Source organism: Brevundimonas vancanneytii (genome assembly GCF_901421975.1).
Classification (GTDB): Bacteria; Pseudomonadota; Alphaproteobacteria; order Caulobacterales; family Caulobacteraceae; genus Brevundimonas; species Brevundimonas diminuta.
Genome location: NZ_LR588407.1, coordinates 2,235,821 through 2,252,060, shown reverse-complemented (window position 1 = coordinate 2,252,060; position 16,240 = coordinate 2,235,821). Strand labels below are relative to the sequence as shown.

At 63.5% G+C, this 16,240-nt stretch carries 17 protein-coding genes and 3 pseudogenes; 9 read left to right on the top strand and 11 right to left on the bottom strand.

Features of this window, described 5'->3' with window-relative positions:
• Positions 1 to 32 precede the first annotated feature (32 nt).
• Genes FGL25_RS11200 through FGL25_RS11190 form a run of 4 tightly spaced genes read right to left on the bottom strand, consistent with a single transcriptional unit; the run spans position 33 to position 1,861 of the window.
• Positions 33 to 398, bottom strand: a complete 366-nt coding sequence (locus FGL25_RS11200) for a Zn-ribbon domain-containing OB-fold protein (protein WP_134582564.1) — start codon at positions 396 to 398, stop codon at positions 33 to 35.
• On the bottom strand, positions 379 to 891 hold the full coding sequence (locus tag FGL25_RS16990) for a MaoC family dehydratase (RefSeq protein ID WP_197733838.1): 513 nt from the start codon (positions 889 to 891) through the stop codon (positions 379 to 381). The genes FGL25_RS11200 and FGL25_RS16990 overlap by 20 nt, the downstream gene beginning before the upstream one ends.
• On the bottom strand, positions 888 to 1,244 hold the full coding sequence (locus FGL25_RS16985; RefSeq protein WP_197733837.1) for a hypothetical protein: 357 nt from the start codon (positions 1,242 to 1,244) through the stop codon (positions 888 to 890). The genes FGL25_RS16990 and FGL25_RS16985 overlap by 4 nt, the downstream gene beginning before the upstream one ends.
• On the bottom strand, positions 1,241 to 1,861 hold the full coding sequence (locus tag FGL25_RS11190) for a TetR/AcrR family transcriptional regulator (RefSeq protein ID WP_134582115.1): 621 nt from the start codon (positions 1,859 to 1,861) through the stop codon (positions 1,241 to 1,243). The genes FGL25_RS16985 and FGL25_RS11190 overlap by 4 nt, the downstream gene beginning before the upstream one ends.
• A 185-nt stretch (positions 1,862 to 2,046) precedes the next feature.
• Here FGL25_RS11190 and FGL25_RS11185 point away from each other — a divergent pair.
• The 4 genes and pseudogenes from FGL25_RS11185 to FGL25_RS11170 all read left to right on the top strand — a co-directional run.
• Positions 2,047 to 3,396 (top strand): annotated as a pseudogene (locus FGL25_RS11185) (TonB-dependent receptor); the annotation flags it as partial.
• A 223-nt stretch (positions 3,397 to 3,619) separates the two neighbouring features.
• The gene (locus FGL25_RS17575) at positions 3,620 to 4,378 is read left to right on the top strand and encodes a TonB-dependent receptor (protein WP_354702804.1); all 759 of its coding nucleotides are present in this window, start codon (positions 3,620 to 3,622) and stop codon (positions 4,376 to 4,378) included.
• A 65-nt stretch (positions 4,379 to 4,443) separates the two neighbouring features.
• Positions 4,444 to 5,754, top strand: coding sequence for a spinster family MFS transporter (locus FGL25_RS11175; RefSeq protein WP_134582117.1), 1,311 nt, complete (start codon positions 4,444 to 4,446; stop codon positions 5,752 to 5,754).
• Positions 5,751 to 6,878, top strand: a complete 1,128-nt coding sequence (locus FGL25_RS11170; protein ID WP_134582118.1) for an acyl-CoA dehydrogenase family protein — start codon at positions 5,751 to 5,753, stop codon at positions 6,876 to 6,878. The genes FGL25_RS11175 and FGL25_RS11170 overlap by 4 nt, the downstream gene beginning before the upstream one ends.
• A gap of 7 nt (positions 6,879 to 6,885) precedes the next feature.
• Here FGL25_RS11170 and FGL25_RS11165 read toward each other — a convergent pair.
• The 6 genes and pseudogenes from FGL25_RS11165 to FGL25_RS11140 form a co-directional block, all read right to left on the bottom strand.
• Positions 6,886 to 8,072, bottom strand: a pseudogene (locus FGL25_RS11165) (acetyl-CoA C-acyltransferase).
• Positions 8,072 to 9,002, bottom strand: a pseudogene (locus tag FGL25_RS11160) (electron transfer flavoprotein subunit alpha/FixB family protein). The pseudogenes FGL25_RS11165 and FGL25_RS11160 overlap by 1 nt, the downstream one beginning before the upstream one ends.
• Entirely contained in the window at positions 9,002 to 9,766 is a 765-nt protein-coding gene (locus FGL25_RS11155) for an electron transfer flavoprotein subunit beta/FixA family protein (RefSeq protein ID WP_138141726.1), read from the bottom strand. The pseudogene FGL25_RS11160 and the gene FGL25_RS11155 overlap by 1 nt, the downstream one beginning before the upstream one ends.
• Before the next feature lie 91 nt (positions 9,767 to 9,857).
• Positions 9,858 to 10,637 carry an enoyl-CoA hydratase-related protein gene (locus tag FGL25_RS11150; protein ID WP_138141724.1) on the bottom strand — a complete coding sequence of 260 codons (780 nt, stop codon included), beginning with the start codon at positions 10,635 to 10,637 and terminating at the stop codon, positions 9,858 to 9,860.
• A gap of 3 nt (positions 10,638 to 10,640) precedes the next feature.
• Positions 10,641 to 11,432 (bottom strand): SDR family NAD(P)-dependent oxidoreductase, encoded by a 792-nt coding sequence (locus tag FGL25_RS11145; protein ID WP_134582123.1) that lies wholly within the window; start codon positions 11,430 to 11,432, stop codon positions 10,641 to 10,643.
• Positions 11,433 to 11,460: 28 nt separating this feature from the next.
• The gene (locus tag FGL25_RS11140) at positions 11,461 to 12,078 is read right to left on the bottom strand and encodes a TetR/AcrR family transcriptional regulator (protein WP_134582124.1); all 618 of its coding nucleotides are present in this window, start codon (positions 12,076 to 12,078) and stop codon (positions 11,461 to 11,463) included.
• A 69-nt stretch (positions 12,079 to 12,147) separates the two neighbouring features.
• Between FGL25_RS11140 and FGL25_RS11135 the strand changes: the two genes are divergently transcribed.
• Complete coding sequence (locus tag FGL25_RS11135) at positions 12,148 to 13,008, top strand: SDR family oxidoreductase (protein WP_134582125.1); 861 nt, start codon at positions 12,148 to 12,150, stop codon at positions 13,006 to 13,008.
• 34 nt (positions 13,009 to 13,042) lie between these two features.
• Positions 13,043 to 13,681, top strand: coding sequence for a flavin reductase family protein (locus FGL25_RS11130; protein WP_290125518.1), 639 nt, complete (start codon positions 13,043 to 13,045; stop codon positions 13,679 to 13,681).
• Here FGL25_RS11130 and FGL25_RS11125 read toward each other — a convergent pair.
• Complete coding sequence (locus FGL25_RS11125) at positions 13,671 to 13,919, bottom strand: hypothetical protein (RefSeq protein ID WP_138141722.1); 249 nt, start codon at positions 13,917 to 13,919, stop codon at positions 13,671 to 13,673. The genes FGL25_RS11130 and FGL25_RS11125 overlap by 11 nt on opposite strands.
• Positions 13,920 to 14,238: 319 nt before the next feature.
• Between FGL25_RS11125 and FGL25_RS11120 the strand changes: the two genes are divergently transcribed.
• From FGL25_RS11120 to FGL25_RS11110, 3 genes are all read left to right on the top strand, one after another.
• The gene (locus FGL25_RS11120) at positions 14,239 to 14,757 is read left to right on the top strand and encodes a ferritin-like domain-containing protein (protein WP_138141720.1); all 519 of its coding nucleotides are present in this window, start codon (positions 14,239 to 14,241) and stop codon (positions 14,755 to 14,757) included.
• Between the two features lie 23 nt (positions 14,758 to 14,780).
• Positions 14,781 to 15,692: a manganese catalase family protein gene (locus tag FGL25_RS11115; protein ID WP_138141718.1), complete on the top strand. Its 912-nt coding sequence runs from the start codon at positions 14,781 to 14,783 to the stop codon at positions 15,690 to 15,692.
• Between the two features lie 155 nt (positions 15,693 to 15,847).
• The gene (locus tag FGL25_RS11110; RefSeq protein ID WP_252970134.1) at positions 15,848 to 16,234 is read left to right on the top strand and encodes an FAD-dependent oxidoreductase; all 387 of its coding nucleotides are present in this window, start codon (positions 15,848 to 15,850) and stop codon (positions 16,232 to 16,234) included.
• The last annotated feature ends 6 nt before the right edge of the window (positions 16,235 to 16,240 follow it).

Here is a 16,240-nt window from a genome sequence, read left to right as displayed (position 1 = left end):
GTAGTATGCGAGTTCGGTATTGGCAAGGGGCGTCAGGCCAGATCGAAGACGACATTGGGGCCGTCTTGCAATTCGGCGATCCGGCCGACGACGCGCTGACCGATCTTGAGGGCTTCCGGCGCAATGCCCTCTATCCGGCTCATGAGCCGCGGGCCTTCATCGAGCGCCACGAGGGCGACGTTGTACGGAACCTCCGGAGGACGCGGATGCACGATCGTCAGGGCGTGGATTTCGCCACCGCCGCTCGCTTCGACCCATTCCAAGTCCTGTCGGCCCGTCCCCGGCTCGGCCACCCTCGGATAGAAGACATAGGCGCCGCTCGAGGCGCTTCGCTGGATCATGAAGCGGCCTTCCGCGAGATGGGCGCGGAACTCTTGATCAGGTTTGGTCTGCGACATCGGTGAACTCCGCAAGGCCGTGCGAAAGAACGACGAGGTCCCGATCGACGGCGCGCACTTGAAAATGGACGCGATCATTCTCGCGCCAGAGGTCGGTGGCGAGCATGTCGCCGGGAAACACCGGCGCCGTGAACCGGCAATCCAGCCGGCGAAGCGTTTCCGGCGGAAGGCCGGTCGCCGTCAGCAGGCTGAAGGCGGCGACGCCATAGGTAGCCAATCCATGCAGGATCGGCTTGGGGAAGCCGACGGAAAGCGCGACGTTCGGATCCGCATGGAGCGGATTGAGGTCGCCGCTCAGCCGATAGATCAAGGCTGTCTGGGGCAGGGTGCGCAGTTCGTAGCTGCGGTCCGGGGGGCGCTCGGGGGAAGGCATCATTCTCGGCGCCTCCTCTCCCAGGGAGCCTATCCCGCCGTCGCCCCGACAAAAGAGCGTCTGGCCGACGGTGGCGGTGAGCACGCCGTCGATGAACAGGGTGCGCTCATAGGCGATCACCGCGCTCTTGCCTTCGCCCTTGTCCTGAATCCCCTTGATGCGGGATTGCGACCTGACGAGCCCGTGGGTCGGCAGGGGCGATGAAGCCGCAACGTCTGTTCGCCGTGAACGATGCGCCGCCAGTCGAGCCCGGTGTCGAGGTCTCTGGGCCAGAAGCCGGGATGGCCCAGGACCACGGCCAGCGACGGCAGCGGCTTCAGTCCGTCTTCATAGGTGTAGGCGAGGTGGGCTGGCGAGGTCGGCTCGCTTCCCACGCCGACGCCGAGCGCATAGAGGATCGTGTCCCGCTCTGCGTAGGACTGCTCGACATCGGGGATGGAGAGGTGGATCAGAGCTTCCGCCGAGGCCGTCATTCAGCGGGCGCCATACGCATGCCGTTCAGGAAAAGCTCGGCCGCCATCGCGCCGAGGTCTTCGAAGGACTTCTTCTGAGGGTCCAGCCATTCGCTGGTCCAGTTCAGCGAACCCAGCAGGAACAGCCGGGTCAGCCCGAGATCGGCGTCGCGCGCCAGGATGCCGGCCTCGACGCCGCCGTGAAGCAGGTTTCGCCAAAGCTCGTCATAACGGCGCCGCATGCCGATGTGTTTGGCATGCAGCGATTCCGGGATGTGCTTGAGCAGTTGCCGGCTCGCCACCGTATAGGTGCCGTATTCCCAGACCGTTTTCAGATGGGCGGTCGTCGCAGCCCGTATCCGGGCGTCAAAATCGGCGTCGGCGGGCAGGGCGGCCATCGCCGCCTCGAACCCCCGTATGGCTTCACCGATGCCGCGCTCCAGAACGCCGTCGAGGATCTCGTCCTTCGAACTGAAGTGATAATAGAGGCTTCCGGCTTTCATCCCTCCGGCGTCGGCGATGTCTCGCATAGTGGTTGCGGCGTAACCATTCTGGCGGAAGAGATCCGCCGCGAGTTCGAGAAGCCGGCTGCTCGACAACTCGCCTTTGCGCGGTGCGGTGCTTGCCGTGGAAGCCATCGTCAGTCCTTGCCTAAGTGTGCCGCGCTCTAAAGCGCCGCCCCATCATGACGGACAGGTCGAGCCCGCACAAGAAAATCGAACGCTTGACAGGTAAAAAAACCTACCGAATGTTAGGCTGGTAATGACGCGCGGGCTCGGATAATCCAAGACCCACAATCGGCGCGCATCGGGAGGATGAAGAGATGAGGCAGTTAAAGGGCGTCCTGTATCTCGCGACGGCTGCGCCATGCGCTCTGTTCGCCTCGGGCGTGCTCGCTCAAACGACACCTGCTTCCTCGGCGGTGGAGCCGGCGTCACAAGCAGCGACGATCATCGAGGACATCGTCGTCACGGCGCAGAAGCGCGAGCAGGCGGTCAACACCATTCCTCTGGCGATCACCGCCGTATCGTCCCAGCAACTCGAAAATCGCGGCATCGAGACGGTCGCCGATCTTCAGAAGGTCGCGCCCGGCTTCAGTTTTGCGGACACCGGCGTCAATGCGCCGGTCTATTCCCTGCGCGGCGTAGGCTATTTCGACTACAGTCTGGCGGCCGCGCCGGCGGTCAGCGTCTATCTGGACGAGGTGGCCCTGCCTTATCCGGCGATGACCCAGGGCGCCATGATCGATCTTCAACGCGTGGAGGTCCTGCGCGGACCCCAGGGCACCCTTTTCGGTCAGAACGCCACGGGGGGCCTGGTCAACTATATTCCGGCATCGCCCACCGCGGACCCCGCCGCCGGCTTCAAGGTCAGCTATGGGCGGTTCAACCGCACGGAACTGGAGGGTTATGTCAGCGGCCCGCTCAGCGAAACCCTCCGCGGACGCCTGGCCGTCCAGAGCGTACAGAGCGACGACTGGCAGTACAGCTATACGCGCGACGACTCGACGGGCGGGGCCAATCGGACCAGCGCCCGGGCTTTGCTGGACTGGGATCCGGCGGCCAACCTGTCGGTCACGTTCAACCTGAACGGCTATGTCGATCGTTCTGAGCCCCAGGCGACCCAACTCATCGCCATCACGCCGTTGACACCCGCCCGCGTTCTGCCAGAGGTGGCCAGTTATCCGCTTGCGCCCCACAACGCCCGGGCGGCGGACTGGAGCGACGGGCGTGATCCCTTCCGCGACGACCGGTTCTGGCAGGCGTCGGCTAAAGCGGTCTGGGACATCAACGACAGTCTGACGCTCACGTCCATCACGGCCTATTCGTCGCTAGACACCGATGACTACATCGACCGCGACGGCATGAGCAACGACAACAGCCAGTATGGGCTCGACGGCCGCATCGAAGCCTTTTCACAGGAGCTGCGGCTGTCCGGCGATACCGAGCGCCTGAACTGGGTGCTGGGCGCTTCCTATTCGAGCGCCGACACCGAGGAAAATTCCACGGTGAACATCGAGAGTTCGTCGAACGTCCAGAACAGCTTCGGCGTGAAGTTCAGCGACGCCTCCAGCCGGGTGAACAACAAGATCAGGTCTTCGGCGATCTTCGCCTCTGGCGACTGGAGCTTGACGGATTCCCTCACCCTGACGACGGGCATTCGCTACACCAAGGCCGAGCTCGACTTCGTCGGCTGCACCAATGTGACGGAACCGGCGGCGATCCAGGCCTTCGCCAACATCAGCGCCTTTTTCCGCAACGCCAATGGCCTGCCGCCGGCGGCCTTCATTCCGGTCCGATGGCTGCGTGGTGCTGGGGACCGATTTCCTGGCGACCGAACCGCGCAAGACCCTGGACGAGGACAACGTTTCCTGGCGGGTCGCGCTGAACTGGGAAGTGGCGGACCATGTCAGGCTGTTTGCGTCGACGAGCCGCGGATACAAGGCCGGCAATTCCATCACCGTCGCCGGGTCGTTCGACACCCAATACAATCCCGTCCGCCAGGAAGAACTGACGGCGTATGAAACCGGCGTGAAGGCGACCTTGTTTGACCGAACCATGCAGTTGAATGCTTCGATCTTCTACTATGATTACATCGACAAGCAGGCGCGCTCCAAGATCGTCGATCCCGTCTTCGGCCCGCTTCAGGCCTTGGTGAACATTCCCAGCGCCAACGCTAAGGGCGGCGAGATCGAATTGCAGTGGCTGCCTATGGCCGGCCTGACCGTCAACGGGGGCCTCGCCTATCTCGACACCGAGATCGAAGAGTTCATCGGATTTGACGCGCTCGGGGCCCAGAGGGATTTCGCTGGCAAGCCGTTCAGCTTCGCGCCGAAACTGCAGACCAATCTCGACGTCGATTATAGCTGGCCGCTTTCGAACGGCATGGAGGCGTTCGTCGGCGGCAGCGTCGCCTATCGCAGCGACGCGACCGCAGACTTCGACAGCGATCCCTTGTTTGACATCGACGCCTACACTCTGGTGGACGCGCGTCTCGGGGTCACTTCGGCCGATGGTCGTTGGCGGTTTTCGGTTTGGGGGCGCAATCTGACCGATGAATACTACTGGCACAGCGTGATCCGGGTTCAGGACTCGGTCGTGCGCGTCGCCGGCCAGCCCCGCACATACGGCATCTCCCTGGGCGTCGAGTTCTAAACCGGCTCCTGTTCCCGACTCCGGCCCGCGTTCGCGCGGGGCCGGGTCTTTTTTGAGGACCGCCCATGCTGCCCCCTCTTCGCCCCGCGCCGCCCACCGGCCTGCCGCGTCTGACCCAGAGGCCGAATTTCGTCCTGGGCCTGCTGATCCTGATCTACACCTTCAATGTCCTCGATCGACAGATCGTCTCGATCCTGGCTCAGCCGATCAAGGCGGAGATGGGGTTGTCAGACACGCAACTGGGACTGCTCACCGGGCTGGCGTTCGCCCTCTTCTATTCGGTCTTCGGCATTCCCGTCGGCTGGCTGGCTGATCGCTTCGGGCGGGTGCGGACGATGGCGGCCTCCTGCATCGTGTGGAGCGTCTGCTCGATCGCCTGCGGCTTTTCGCAGAACTTCGCACAGATGGCCGCCGCTCGTATGGGGGTCGGGGTCGGGGAAGCGGGCGGCGCGCCTCCGTCTTATTCCTTGATATCGGACTATTTCCCGCCCCACGCGCGCGCGCAGGCCCTGGGCCTTTTCTCGCTGGGAGCCCCGTTGGGCATATTGCTCGGAATGACGTTGGGCGGTTGGGCGGCTGTCGAATTCGGCTGGAGAGCAGCCTTCTACGTGGTCAGTCTGCCGGGCGTCTTTTTCGCTCTGTTGCTCTGGCTTCTGGTCAAGGAACCTAAAGCTGGCCGCCTCGACACCGAGACGAAATCGATCGAAGTCCAGGCGCCGCTGGCTGTCGCAGTGCGAGAGTTCTTCACGACTCCGGCGCTTTGGCGTGTAGCGGTGGCGGGAGGGCTTTCGGCGTTCGTGACCTATGGCCTTCTGAACTGGCTCCCGTCCTTTTTGATGCGGACCAAAGGCATGGCTCTGGGCGAAGTCGCCCAGTATCTTGGTTTCATCAACGCCGGGGCCATGGCGCTAGGCCTCTGGTTCGGCGGCCGATTGGCCGATCGGCTGGGACGCCGCAATCCAGCCGCTTATGGGCTCGTACCGGCCGCAAGTCTGGTCCTCGCCGCCCCCGCTTTTGTGGCGGCGGTCATCGTGCCTGGCTGGGCGCCGTCTGTCCTGCTGTTTGCGATCCCTATCGCACTCAATATCGTCTTCATGGGGCCCGCGCTGGCGGTAGTTCAGAACGGAGCGAAGCCCGCCAATCGTACCGTGGCGTCCGCCTTGTTCCTGCTAATCAACAATCTCGTGGGCCTTGGCGGCGGCCCGCTGTTCATTGGCTTCGTCAGCGATCTCGCGGCGCCGCGCTATGGCCACAACGCCCTCATCGTCGCCATGCTGGCCCTAACTCCCGTCTTTCTGCTGGCCGCTCTGGCGCATTACTTGGTCGCCCGTGCTCTGCGGACTGAGCGCTACTCGCGCTTAGGGGGTGAGCTATGATCCTGTCGGAAACCCAAACGATGATCCGCGATGCAGTGAAGACGTTCGTGCAAGGCCGCGTGACCCCGAACGCCAGGGCCTGGGAAGTCGAAGGCCGCTATCCAGACGACCTATTTCGCGACTTGGCGGCGTTGGGTATGATGGGAATGACTGCACCCGCCGCCTTTGGCGGCGCTGAAGCAGACTATGTGTCCTATGCCCTCGCGCTGATGGAACTGGCCGCGGGCGATGGTGGACTTTCGACCGTCGTATCCGTCCATAATGCCCCTGTCGTCGCGGCCCTCGTGCGTGAAGGGACCGAAAGCCAGAAGGCCACCTTCCTGCCAAGCCTGTGCGGCGGCGAGATGATAGGGGCCTTTGCACTGACGGAATCCGGCGCCGGATCCGATGCCGCCGCTCTGACGACGCGCGCGATTCGGGAGGGTGGCGATTGGCGGATAAACGGCGCGAAGCAATTCATCACCTCCGGCCGGACCGCCGGTCTCACGATCGTCTTCGCCGTTACCAATCCGGTGCTGGGAAAGAAGGGCCTGACGGCCTTCCTTGTCCCAGCGGGAGCCGAAGGTCTGCTGGTCGATAAGGTGGAACACAAGATGGGGCAGCACGCGTCTGACACCTGCGCCCTGAAATTCGAGGACCTGGTTCTGAACGACGGACTTCGACTGGGTGGAGAAGGGGAGGGCTACCGTATCGCGCTCGCCAATCTTGAGACTGGCCGGATCGGAATCGCCGCCCAAAGTGTCGGCATGGCCCAATCAGCCTTGGAGGTCGCCGTCAAATACGCTCGCGAACGGGTCGCTTTCGGCAAACCGATCATGGATCATCAGGCCGTCGGTTTTCGATTGGCTGACCTCGCCGCGCGGCTAGAGGCGGCACGTCAACTTGTCCTTCATGCTGCGGCGACGAAAGACGCAGGGCGACCATGCTTGAAAGAAGCCTCCATGGCCAAGCTGATCGCCTCCGAGACGGCGGAGGCGGTCTGTTCGGGGGCGATACAAACTCTGGGCGGCTATGGCTATTTGGAAGAATTCGGCTTGGCCAAAATCTACCGCGACGTGCGCGTGTGTCAGATTTATGAGGGCACGTCCGATATCCAGCGGATGGTGATTGCACGCGCCCTCTGATGCGATCTTAGATCAACTCCACGCCCATCGCCGTGGCTTCACCGCCGCCGATGCACAGGGCGGCTATGCCCTTGGTCTTGCCGTGGGCCTTCAGGGCGGACAGCAGGGTGGTCAAGACGCGGGCGCCGGATGCGCCGAGCGGGTGGCCCAGGGCGCAGGCGCCGCCATTGACGTTGATCTTGTCGTGGGGGATGCCCAGCTCCTGCATGGCGATCATCGGCACGATGGCGAAGGCTTCGTTGACCTCCCACAGATCGACGTCGTCGGCGGTCCAGCCCGCCTTCTTCAGCGCCTCCCGCAGGGCGAAGACCGGGGCCGTGGTGAACAGGTGCGGTTCGTGCGCGTGAGCGGCCTGGCTGACCACGCGGGCCACCGGCGTCAGCCCCAGGGCCTGCGCCGTCGACTGGCGCATCATGACCAGGGCCGCCGCCCCGTCAGAGATCGAGGCGGCCGAGGCGGCGGTGATGGTGCCGTCGGCGCCGAAGGCGGGGCGCAGGTTGGGGATCTTGGACGTGTCGGATTTGGTCGGCTGTTCGTCGCGGTCCACCGTCACCAGGCCTTTGCGCGTCTTGACCTCGACCGGAATGATTTCGGCGTCGAAGCCGCCGCTGTCCTGCGCGCGCTTGGCCCGGCCGGCGCTTTCGATGGCGTAGGCGTCCTGCTGCTCGCGGGTGAACTGATAGGCCTTGGCCGTGTCCTCGGCGAACTGTCCCATCAGCTTGCCGGGGGTGTAGGCGTCCTCCAGCCCGTCCAGATACATGCTGTCGGAAATGACGTCCATGGCCGATGCGCGCGCCGCCCCGGTGCTTCTGCATCAGGTATGGGGCGTTGGTCATGGACTCCATGCCGCCTGCAACGATCACGTCGGCGGAACCGGCGGCCAGGGCGTCATGCGCCATCATGGCCGCCTGCATGCCAGAGCCGCACATCTTGTTGATGGTGGTCGCCTCGGTCGAGACCGGCAGCCCCGCGCCCATGCCCGCCTGAACGCGCCGGCGCCTGGCCCAGCCCTGCGGGCAGGACGCAGCCCATGATGATCTGCTCGACCTTGTTCGCATCCAGACCGGCCCGCTCCAGCGCCGCCTTCACCGCTACCGCGCCCAGGTCCGTCGACTTGGCGTCGGACAGCGCGCCTTGGAACCCGCCCATCGGCGTGCGGGCGTAAGAGACGATGACGACGGGATCGGCGGACATCACGATACTTCCTTCATCAGCTCCGGCACGGCGGTCTTGTAGTCGGCGACCAGGCCGTAGTCGGCGACCTGGAAGATCGGGGCGTCGGGGTCCTTGTTGATGGCGACGATCACCTTGGAGTCCTTCATCCCGGCCAGGTGCTGGATGGCGCCCGAGATGCCGATGGCGATGTAGAGGGCCGGAGCCACGACCTTGCCGGTCTGGCCGACCTGATAGTCGTTGGGGGCGTAGCCCGCATCGACCGCCGCGCGCGAGGCGCCGACGGCGGCGCCCAGCTTGTCGGCCAGGGGGTCCATGATGGCGGCGAACTCTTCGGCCGAACCCAGGGCGCGACCGCCCGAAACGACGATCTTGGCGGCACCCAGCTCGGGTCGATCCGACTTGACCATTTCCTCGGAGACGAAGGCGGTCTTGGGGCGCTTCGCCCGCTGCGACGCTCTCGACCGGGGCCGAACCGCCTTCAGCGGCGGCGGCGAAGGCCGTCGGGCGCACGGTGATGACCTTCTTGGCGTCGGCCGACTGCACCGTCTCCAGCGCATTGCCCGCATAGATCGGACGCACGAAGGTGTCGGCCGAGACGACCTCGACGATGTCCGAAATCGGCGCCGTATCCAGCTTGGCCGCGATGCGCGGAGCGAAGTTCTTGCCGTCGGTGTTGGCCGGGGTCAGGATGGCGTCGTAGTTGGCGGCCAGCGGCAGGACGGTGGCCTCGACGGCCTCGGCCAGGCCGTGGGCGACGGCGTCGCCTTCGGCCAGCAGCACCTTGCGCACGCCCGAAATCTTGGCGGCGGCGTCAGCCACGCCTTCCGCGCCCTTGCCCAGGACCAGAACGTCGACGTCGGACGACAGCGCCAGGGCGGCCGTCACGGTCTTGTTGGTGGTGTCGCGAACGGCCGAGCCGTCGTGGTCGGCGATGACGAGAACGGCCATTACAGCACCCCCGCGGACTTGAGCTTGGAAACCAGTTCGGCCGCATCGGCGACCTTGACGCCCGCCGAACGCTTCGGCGGCTCCGTCACCTTCAGCACCTTGAGGCGGTCGGCCGTGTCGACGCCGTAGTCGGCGACCGACTTCATGGCGATCTCCTTCTTCTTGGCCTTCATGATGTTGGGCAGCGAGGCATAGCGCGGGGTGTTCAGGCGCAGGTCGACCGACACGACGGCGGGCAGTTCGGCCGAGAGCGTCTGCAGGCCGCCGTCGACTTCGCGCGTCACCACAGCCTTGCCGCCCTCGATCACCAGCTTGCCGGCGAAGGTGGCCTGCGGCCAGTCCAACAGGGCGGCCAGCATCTGGCCGACCGCATTGTTGTCGCCGTCGATCGACTGCTTGCCCAGCAGCACCAGGTCGGGCTTCTCCTCGTCCACCACGGCCTTCAGCATCTTGGCGACGGCCAGCGGCTCCAGGTCCGTGTCCGACTGCACCAGGATGCCGCGATCGGCGCCCATGGCCAGGGCCGTGCGGATGGTTTCCTGGGCCTGGGTCACGCCGATGGAGACGACGACGATTTCCGTCGCCGTGCCTGCGGCATGGTGTTCCTTGCCTTCCTTCAGGCGCACGGCCTCTTCGACGGCGATTTCGTCGAAGGGGTTCATGCTCATCTTGACGTTGGCGAGGTCGACGCCGGTCTGGTCCGCCTTGACGCGCGCCTTGACGTTGGAGTCGATCACCCGTTTCACCGGGACGAGTACCTTCATGAAATCTCCTCGCCGTAACAAGCGGCGGTTATGTGTGTAAGAAAGGTATCTACGCGAGAGTAATGCCGGGCTTCGGGATGGGCGCCGAATCTCACCGTCCCACGAAGTTGGGCGCTCTTTTCTCGATGAAAGCCGCCATCCCTTCGGTCTGATCGTCGAAGGCGAACAATGAGTGAAACAGGCGTCGTTCAAACAGGACGCCTTGGGCGAGCGTGGTTTCAAAAGCCGCATCGACCATCTCCTTGTTCATCATTACCGCCAAGGGCGATTGGCGCGCGATCTGCTCGGCGATCCTCTTTGCTTCGGCAAGATAGGTATCAAGAGGTGTAATGCGCGCGACGAGACCTGCGCGCTCTGCTTCGACCGCGCCGATCATGCGACCTGTCAGCACCATATCCATCGCCTTCGCCTTACCTATCGCGCGAGTGAGGCGCTGAGTGCCGCCGCCGCCCGGCGTGACTGCAAGGTTGATTTCAGGTTGACCGAACTTGGCTGTTTCAGCAGCGATGATGATGTCGCACATCATTGCGAGTTCACAACCGCCGCCGAGGCAAAAGCCGGCGACAGCGGCGATGATGGGTTTGCGGAATCGCGCCGCAGCCTCCCAGTTGCGGGTCACGAAATCCTCGCGAAAAGCCTCGGCGTAGGTTTTAGACGCCATTTCCTTGATGTCGGCGCCAGCCGCGAACGCTTTATCGGATCCAGTCAGCACAACGGCGTGCACCTCGGGGGCCGCTTCTGCGGCGGAAAATACGGCGGTGAGTTCATCCATGACTTGGTTATTGAGCGCGTTGAGCGCTTCGGGGCGATGAATTCGGACGACCAGATAGCCAGCTTCCCGCTCCACAATGAGAGTTTGCAACGTTTCCATCGGTCAGCGCGGCGCCAGGCGCACCGCGCCGTCTAGGCGGAAGGATTCGCCGTTAAGATAGACGTTTTCGACAATGTGCAGCGCCAGCGAGGCGTAATCCTCGCCCATGCCCAGTCTCTTCGGAAACGGGATGTTGGCGGCCAGGGACTCCTGAACATTCGCTGGAAGACTGGCCATCATCGGCGTCTGGAAGATTCCGGGAAGAATGGTGTTGACCCGAATTCCCTCGCCCGCCAGGTCGCGAGCCGTCGGAAGGGTCAGGCCCACGACGCCGGCTTTTGATGCGGCGTAGGCGGCCTGGCCGATCTGGCCGTCGGTGGCGGCGACAGAAGCCGTGTTGATGATCACTCCGCGCTCTCCATCCTCCAGCGGAGCGAGCGTCGCCATTCCGACGGCCGCCTTGGCCATGCAGCGGTATGTCCCGATCAGGTTCACCCGGATCGTTCGTTCAAAGACATCGAGCGGGAAGTGCGACAGGGCGCTGGTCTCGCGGTTACGACTCACGGTCTTGGCGCCGGAAACGATACCGGCGCAATTGATCTGAATCCGCTCTTGTCCGTGTACGGCGCGCGCCGCCTGGAACGCCGCGTCGACTTCGGCGTCGGAGGTGACGTCGACCTTGCAAAAGACGCCGCCGATCTCGCCCGCAATACGGTCCCCCCGCTCGGTGTTCATGTCGAAAAGGGCGACCTTGACGCCTCGCGCGGCGAGGGCGCGAGCTGCGGCTTCGCCCAGGCCGGAGGCGCCGCCTGTGACGACAGCGGCTGTCGGGAAATCAAGGGACGTCAGCTTCATACCGGCTCCAGGACGTGGGAGGTGACCGTTAGGTCGATCTCAAGGCGTTTGTGAAAAGATCTGCATAGTGTTCGCCGATCTGTCTCGGTGAACGGGGGCCGTCGTCCTCGAACCAAAGGGCGGCTGCATTCAGGGCTCCGGCGATGGCGAAGGCGGTCAGCTTGGAATCTGTCGGCCTCAGAGACCCGTCGGATGCGCCATCGGACAGGACAGAGCGGATGCGATCATCCACCGTGCGTTTCAGGCGGCGGACTTCCTCGCGCAAAGGCGCTGAGAGGCTATTGTCAGGAACTCGTGTAAGGCATCGACCATAGACCGACAGAATGGCTTCGGCATAAGCGACGATCAGAACCCACAGGCGGGATTCGCCTGTCGCGGTTTGCGGTCCCGTGCGCTGTGTCACATCGTCGAGCAGGCTGAGCGCGGCGAGGTAGCAGGCCGAGAGCAGGGCCTCCTTGCTGGCCCCATAATAATAAACTGTCGGTTTGGAGACATTCAGCCGGACCGCAATGTCGTCCAGCGACGTGTTGTGAAAGCCGTTCTCATTGAATGCGCTCGCCGCCGCGAACAGCACCGCTTCGCGCTTGGCGTCTCGCTCCTTCGAACGATCTTGCTTCGGCTTCCACGGCGATTCCGACTGGACCATAATGCCTCCTACTGTTAAGTAGCATATAGAACGACAAGTAGATGTCCAGAGCGGATAGAGAGGGACGTTATGAGTCTCAAGGGCAAGACGCTATTTATCACCGGCGGATCACGCGGGATCGGTCTGGCCATCGGACTGAAGGCGGCGCGGGACGGCGCCAACGTGGCGATCTTCGCCAAGACCGCCGAGCCTCATCCCAAATTGCCGGGAACGGTTTTCACCGCTGCGACGGAGATCGAGGCGGCGGGTGGAAGGAGCCTCGCCATCATCGGCGACGTTCGTTTTGAGGATCAGATCGCGGCCGCCATGGCGAAAACCGTCGAAACCTTCGGCGGGATCGACATACTGGTGAATAACGCCAGCGCGATTTCGCTTACGGACACCGCCGCGACCGATGCCAAGCGCTATGACCTGATGGATCAGATCAACGGTAGGGGAGCCTTCTTCTGCACGCGCGCCGCCGCGCCGTTTTTGGTCGCGGCGGAAAATCCCCATGTCCTTAACCTGTCTCCGCCACTGGATATGCAGGCGAAGTGGTTCGCGCCTCACGTCGCCTACACCATCGCCAAGTTCAACATGAGCCTGTGCACCTTGGGCCATGCGGGTGAATTTGCTGAGCGGGGCATCGCCGTGAACTCGCTCTGGCCCCTGACGGCCATCGATACGGCGGCAGTGCGCAATGTCATAGGCACGGAGCGCGGGGCGCCGCGAAAGCCGGAGATTGTAGCCGATGCCGCCTATGCGATCTTCAAGAAGCCGTCACGATCATGCACGGGCAACTTCTTTATTGATGAAGAAGTGCTTCGCGAAGAGGGTGTGACGGATTTCTCAATCTATGCCCATGATCCTGCGGCTGAACTACTAGCAGACTACTTTGTGCCGGAGGAAGTATTTGCTCGCTCGCCAACAACTCTGAACCGTTTTTACTGATTATAATTGAGTTGAATTTCTTCCATGACTTCTCTTGGTTTCAACTCTCTGTGAGGTAGCGGGCCAGCACTGTAGTCAGATAAGAACGTTTCCAATCCTGACCGCGCCGTTCGCTTTCACGCCTAACTTCGAGAATTCGTCGAGAAGTCCCAGTTGGATTGGGTCGTCGCCAACGTCGTACCAGCGCCGTGCGGCTAAGGCGGACGTTGAGGACGACCGCCGCCGCTTCCCGACCGGGGTCACCACCCTGTGCGCGATGAACGAGGGTCAGCCCATCGGCACGACCGCCAGCGCCTTCGTCGCGGTTTCGCTGGAGCCGGCGCTTGTGTCGGTTTGCATTAAGCGCGGCTCTTGGACCTCGCGGCAGCTCCGCACCCTTGAGCGTCTCGGAATCTCATTCCTCGGCCACGGTCATGCGGCGACGGCCCGTCAGGTGGCGCAGGCGACAGGGGATCGCTTCCTGGAACTGCACTATGAAGAGGCCCCAAGCGGAGCCGTCTTCCTGGCGAATGCGACAGCTTGGCTCGAGTGCTCGATCGAAAACGAAATACCCGCCGGCGATCACGACATGGTCCTGTTCCGCCTTCAAGCCGCCGCCACTGACGGGGTCATGCCGTTGATCTTCCACTCCAGCGACTTTCACACGATCGCGCCCCTCGCAGTTAAGCCATGAAGCGGATTGCAGGTGTGAGGTACCGTCCAAATCCTGCTCCCGCACCCACTACTACAGTATCATCGCCGTCCTGGTTCATCAGGGCGGCGATTTTGCCTTTTACGGCCAGTGCAAAGCGGCCCCGTTCCGGCAGCGGCGTGACCACGACCATCTCAATCAACCGGCGCGTCAGGTCGCGAGCCTCGGTCGCCGCTTCGTTGTCGCTGAGGTGGAGGGCCTGAGTGAGGTCGCCCACCATCGGGAATGCGTCGCGTCCAGAACTTCGACAGACTTCATCGTCTCTGAGAAGACAGGAAGGTTCTAAAGATCGCGCCAATAGTCGTAGAGAGCCGATCGGGGCCGTCGGATCAGAATGGCGCGCAGGCTGTCGGCCGTGTGGCGTCCTTCGGCGTCAGTCGAAATCGGGCGATCGGTCATGTTTGGCTCCCGTGCGTGAAGGGCCAATGGACCGAAGGCGGGTTCGTTGCGGAGATCGATGAAGTGACGGGTATCCGACAGCCGGACCCCTCATCCGCTCCGCCGGTTTGCCAGAGACCCGCAAACCGAAGGAGATCGACATGATCAACAACGATGACGTCTGGCGCGACGTGTTCGTGACCGGCTTGAAGAACGCCCATGCCGTGGAGCATCAGGCCCTGGCCCTGATGGATCGGCAGATCGACCGCGCTAGAAATTTCATGGAGGTGGCGGAGAAGCTGAAGGCGCACCGGCTCGAAACCGAGCAGCAGATTTCACGGCTTGAGCAGATCCTTTCGGGCCTGGACGAGAGCCCGTCAGGTCTGAAGGACGCCGCCATGTCCATGAGCGGCAATATGGCCGCCCTGGGTCACACCTTCGCCGAGGATGAGATCCTCAAGAACGCTTTCGCCAACTTCGCTTTCGAGAACTATGAGGTCGCCGCCTATAAGGGACTGATCGTCCTGGCCCAGCATGGCGGCTACTCTGTCGCCCTGGACCCGCTGAACGCCTCGCTGGACGAAGAAGCGCGCATGGCGGCCTGGGTGGACCAGAGCCTGCCGGCCCTCACCGAAAAATTCCTCATGCTGAAGCGCGCAGGCGAAAACCCCAGCCGCTGATCGCCGTCGCAAGGAGACGCGAGATGTTCATGCACAACAAGAAGCTGATGTACACGGTGCGGGTTTCGGAACCCAATCCGGCCCTGGCGACCCTGATGCTGGAGCAGTTCGGCGGACCGCAGGGCGAACTGGCGGCGGCGATGCGCTACTTTACGCAGGGTTTGGCGGACGAGGACGTCGGCCGCCGCGACATGCTGATGGATATTGCGACCGAGGAGCTCAGCCACCTCGAAATCATCGGTTCGATCGTCGCCATGCTGAACCGCGGCGCCAAGGGGCGTCTGGCCGAGGCGGCGGAGGAGGAGGCCGATCTCTACGCCAGCATGACCTCGGGGGGCGAAAGCCACACCACGTCCATCTTGTATGGAGGCGGCGCGGCCCTGATCAATTCGGCGGGCGTGCCCTGGACGGCGGCCTATGTGGACTCGATCGGCGATCCGGCCTGCGACCTACGCTCCAACATTGCGGCGGAGTCGCGGGCCAAGATCGTCTATGAGCGGCTGATCAACGTCACCGACGACCCGGGGATCAAGGACGCCCTGACGTTTCTGATGACGCGTGAGGTCGCCCATCAGAAGTCGTTTGAGAAGGCGCTTTACGCCATCCCCGCCAACTTCCCGCCGGGCAAGCTGCCGGGCCATCCGGACTTCGCCGACAAATACTACAACATGTCCCAGGGCGAGGGCGATGCATCCGGACCGTGGAACACGGGCGAGCAGTGGGACACCGTCGACGAGCGCGAAGCTCAAATGGCTGTCGACGGCGGGGACGGCCGCGCCGAGGTGGCGCTTTCGGTCGACGAAGAAAAGGCGGTGGAGACCTTCGCCGCCCGCACGCGTTCCGAACCCGAATTCGATCCGCTGACCGGCGCGGACCTCGGGGCCGGCCCAGGGGCCGGGCGAACTCGGCCTATCCCCGCCGTCCCGCCTGGCTAGGCGCTGGGGTTTCACATCAAAAAGGGGAGGCGGGGGTTCGCGGACGGACGATACGAAACATCGTCGCATCCGCGGAGCGGCCGGCGCGTCAGGCGTCGGCCGTATCCATATCCGCCTCAAGAGTGTTGTCGGCCTTCGTTCCGAGAGGAGAAAACATGGACCATGAGATCGTCATTGTCGGCGGCGGCGCAGGCGGCCTGGAGCTCGCCGCACGGCTGGGGCGCGCGTTGGGCCGCAAGGAAGGTCCGCGACGCGTGCTGCTGATCGACCGGACCATCTTTCACCTGTGGAAACCCTCCCTGCACGAGGTCGCGGCCGGCTCGCTGGATTCGCATCAGGAAGGCCTGGCCTATCCGCTGCTGGCCCGGCGCAATCACTTCAGTTTCGCCTTCGGAGACCTGGAGGGACTGGACGTTGCTGAAAAGAGTCTAAGCCTGGCCGAAGTGCGGGACGACGACGGCCGGGTGTTCGGCGTCAGCGCCTTTGGCACAGATCTGGGGTTGCGGATAATGGAGGGATTGGGTCTCGTCGCAGTGACGTAAGGAACG

Coding starts and splice junctions, on each gene's coding strand:
- FGL25_RS11200 (WP_134582564.1), bottom strand. CDS start 398: ATGTCGCAGACCAAACCTGATCAAGAGTTCCGCGCCCATCTCGCGGAA.
- FGL25_RS16985 (WP_197733837.1), bottom strand. CDS start 1,244: ATGACGGCCTCGGCGGAAGCTCTGATCCACCTCTCCATCCCCGATGTC.
- FGL25_RS11190 (WP_134582115.1), bottom strand. CDS start 1,861: ATGGCTTCCACGGCAAGCACCGCACCGCGCAAAGGCGAGTTGTCGAGC.
- FGL25_RS11175 (WP_134582117.1), top strand. CDS start 4,444: ATGCTGCCCCCTCTTCGCCCCGCGCCGCCCACCGGCCTGCCGCGTCTG.
- FGL25_RS11170 (WP_134582118.1), top strand. CDS start 5,751: ATGATCCTGTCGGAAACCCAAACGATGATCCGCGATGCAGTGAAGACG.
- FGL25_RS11155 (WP_138141726.1), bottom strand. CDS start 9,766: ATGAAGGTACTCGTCCCGGTGAAACGGGTGATCGACTCCAACGTCAAG.
- FGL25_RS11150 (WP_138141724.1), bottom strand. CDS start 10,637: ATGGAAACGTTGCAAACTCTCATTGTGGAGCGGGAAGCTGGCTATCTG.
- FGL25_RS11145 (WP_134582123.1), bottom strand. CDS start 11,432: ATGAAGCTGACGTCCCTTGATTTCCCGACAGCCGCTGTCGTCACAGGC.
- FGL25_RS11140 (WP_134582124.1), bottom strand. CDS start 12,078: ATGGTCCAGTCGGAATCGCCGTGGAAGCCGAAGCAAGATCGTTCGAAG.
- FGL25_RS11135 (WP_134582125.1), top strand. CDS start 12,148: ATGAGTCTCAAGGGCAAGACGCTATTTATCACCGGCGGATCACGCGGG.
- FGL25_RS11125 (WP_138141722.1), bottom strand. CDS start 13,919: ATGGTGGGCGACCTCACTCAGGCCCTCCACCTCAGCGACAACGAAGCG.
- FGL25_RS11120 (WP_138141720.1), top strand. CDS start 14,239: ATGATCAACAACGATGACGTCTGGCGCGACGTGTTCGTGACCGGCTTG.
- FGL25_RS11115 (WP_138141718.1), top strand. CDS start 14,781: ATGTTCATGCACAACAAGAAGCTGATGTACACGGTGCGGGTTTCGGAA.
- FGL25_RS11110 (WP_252970134.1), top strand. CDS start 15,848: ATGGACCATGAGATCGTCATTGTCGGCGGCGGCGCAGGCGGCCTGGAG.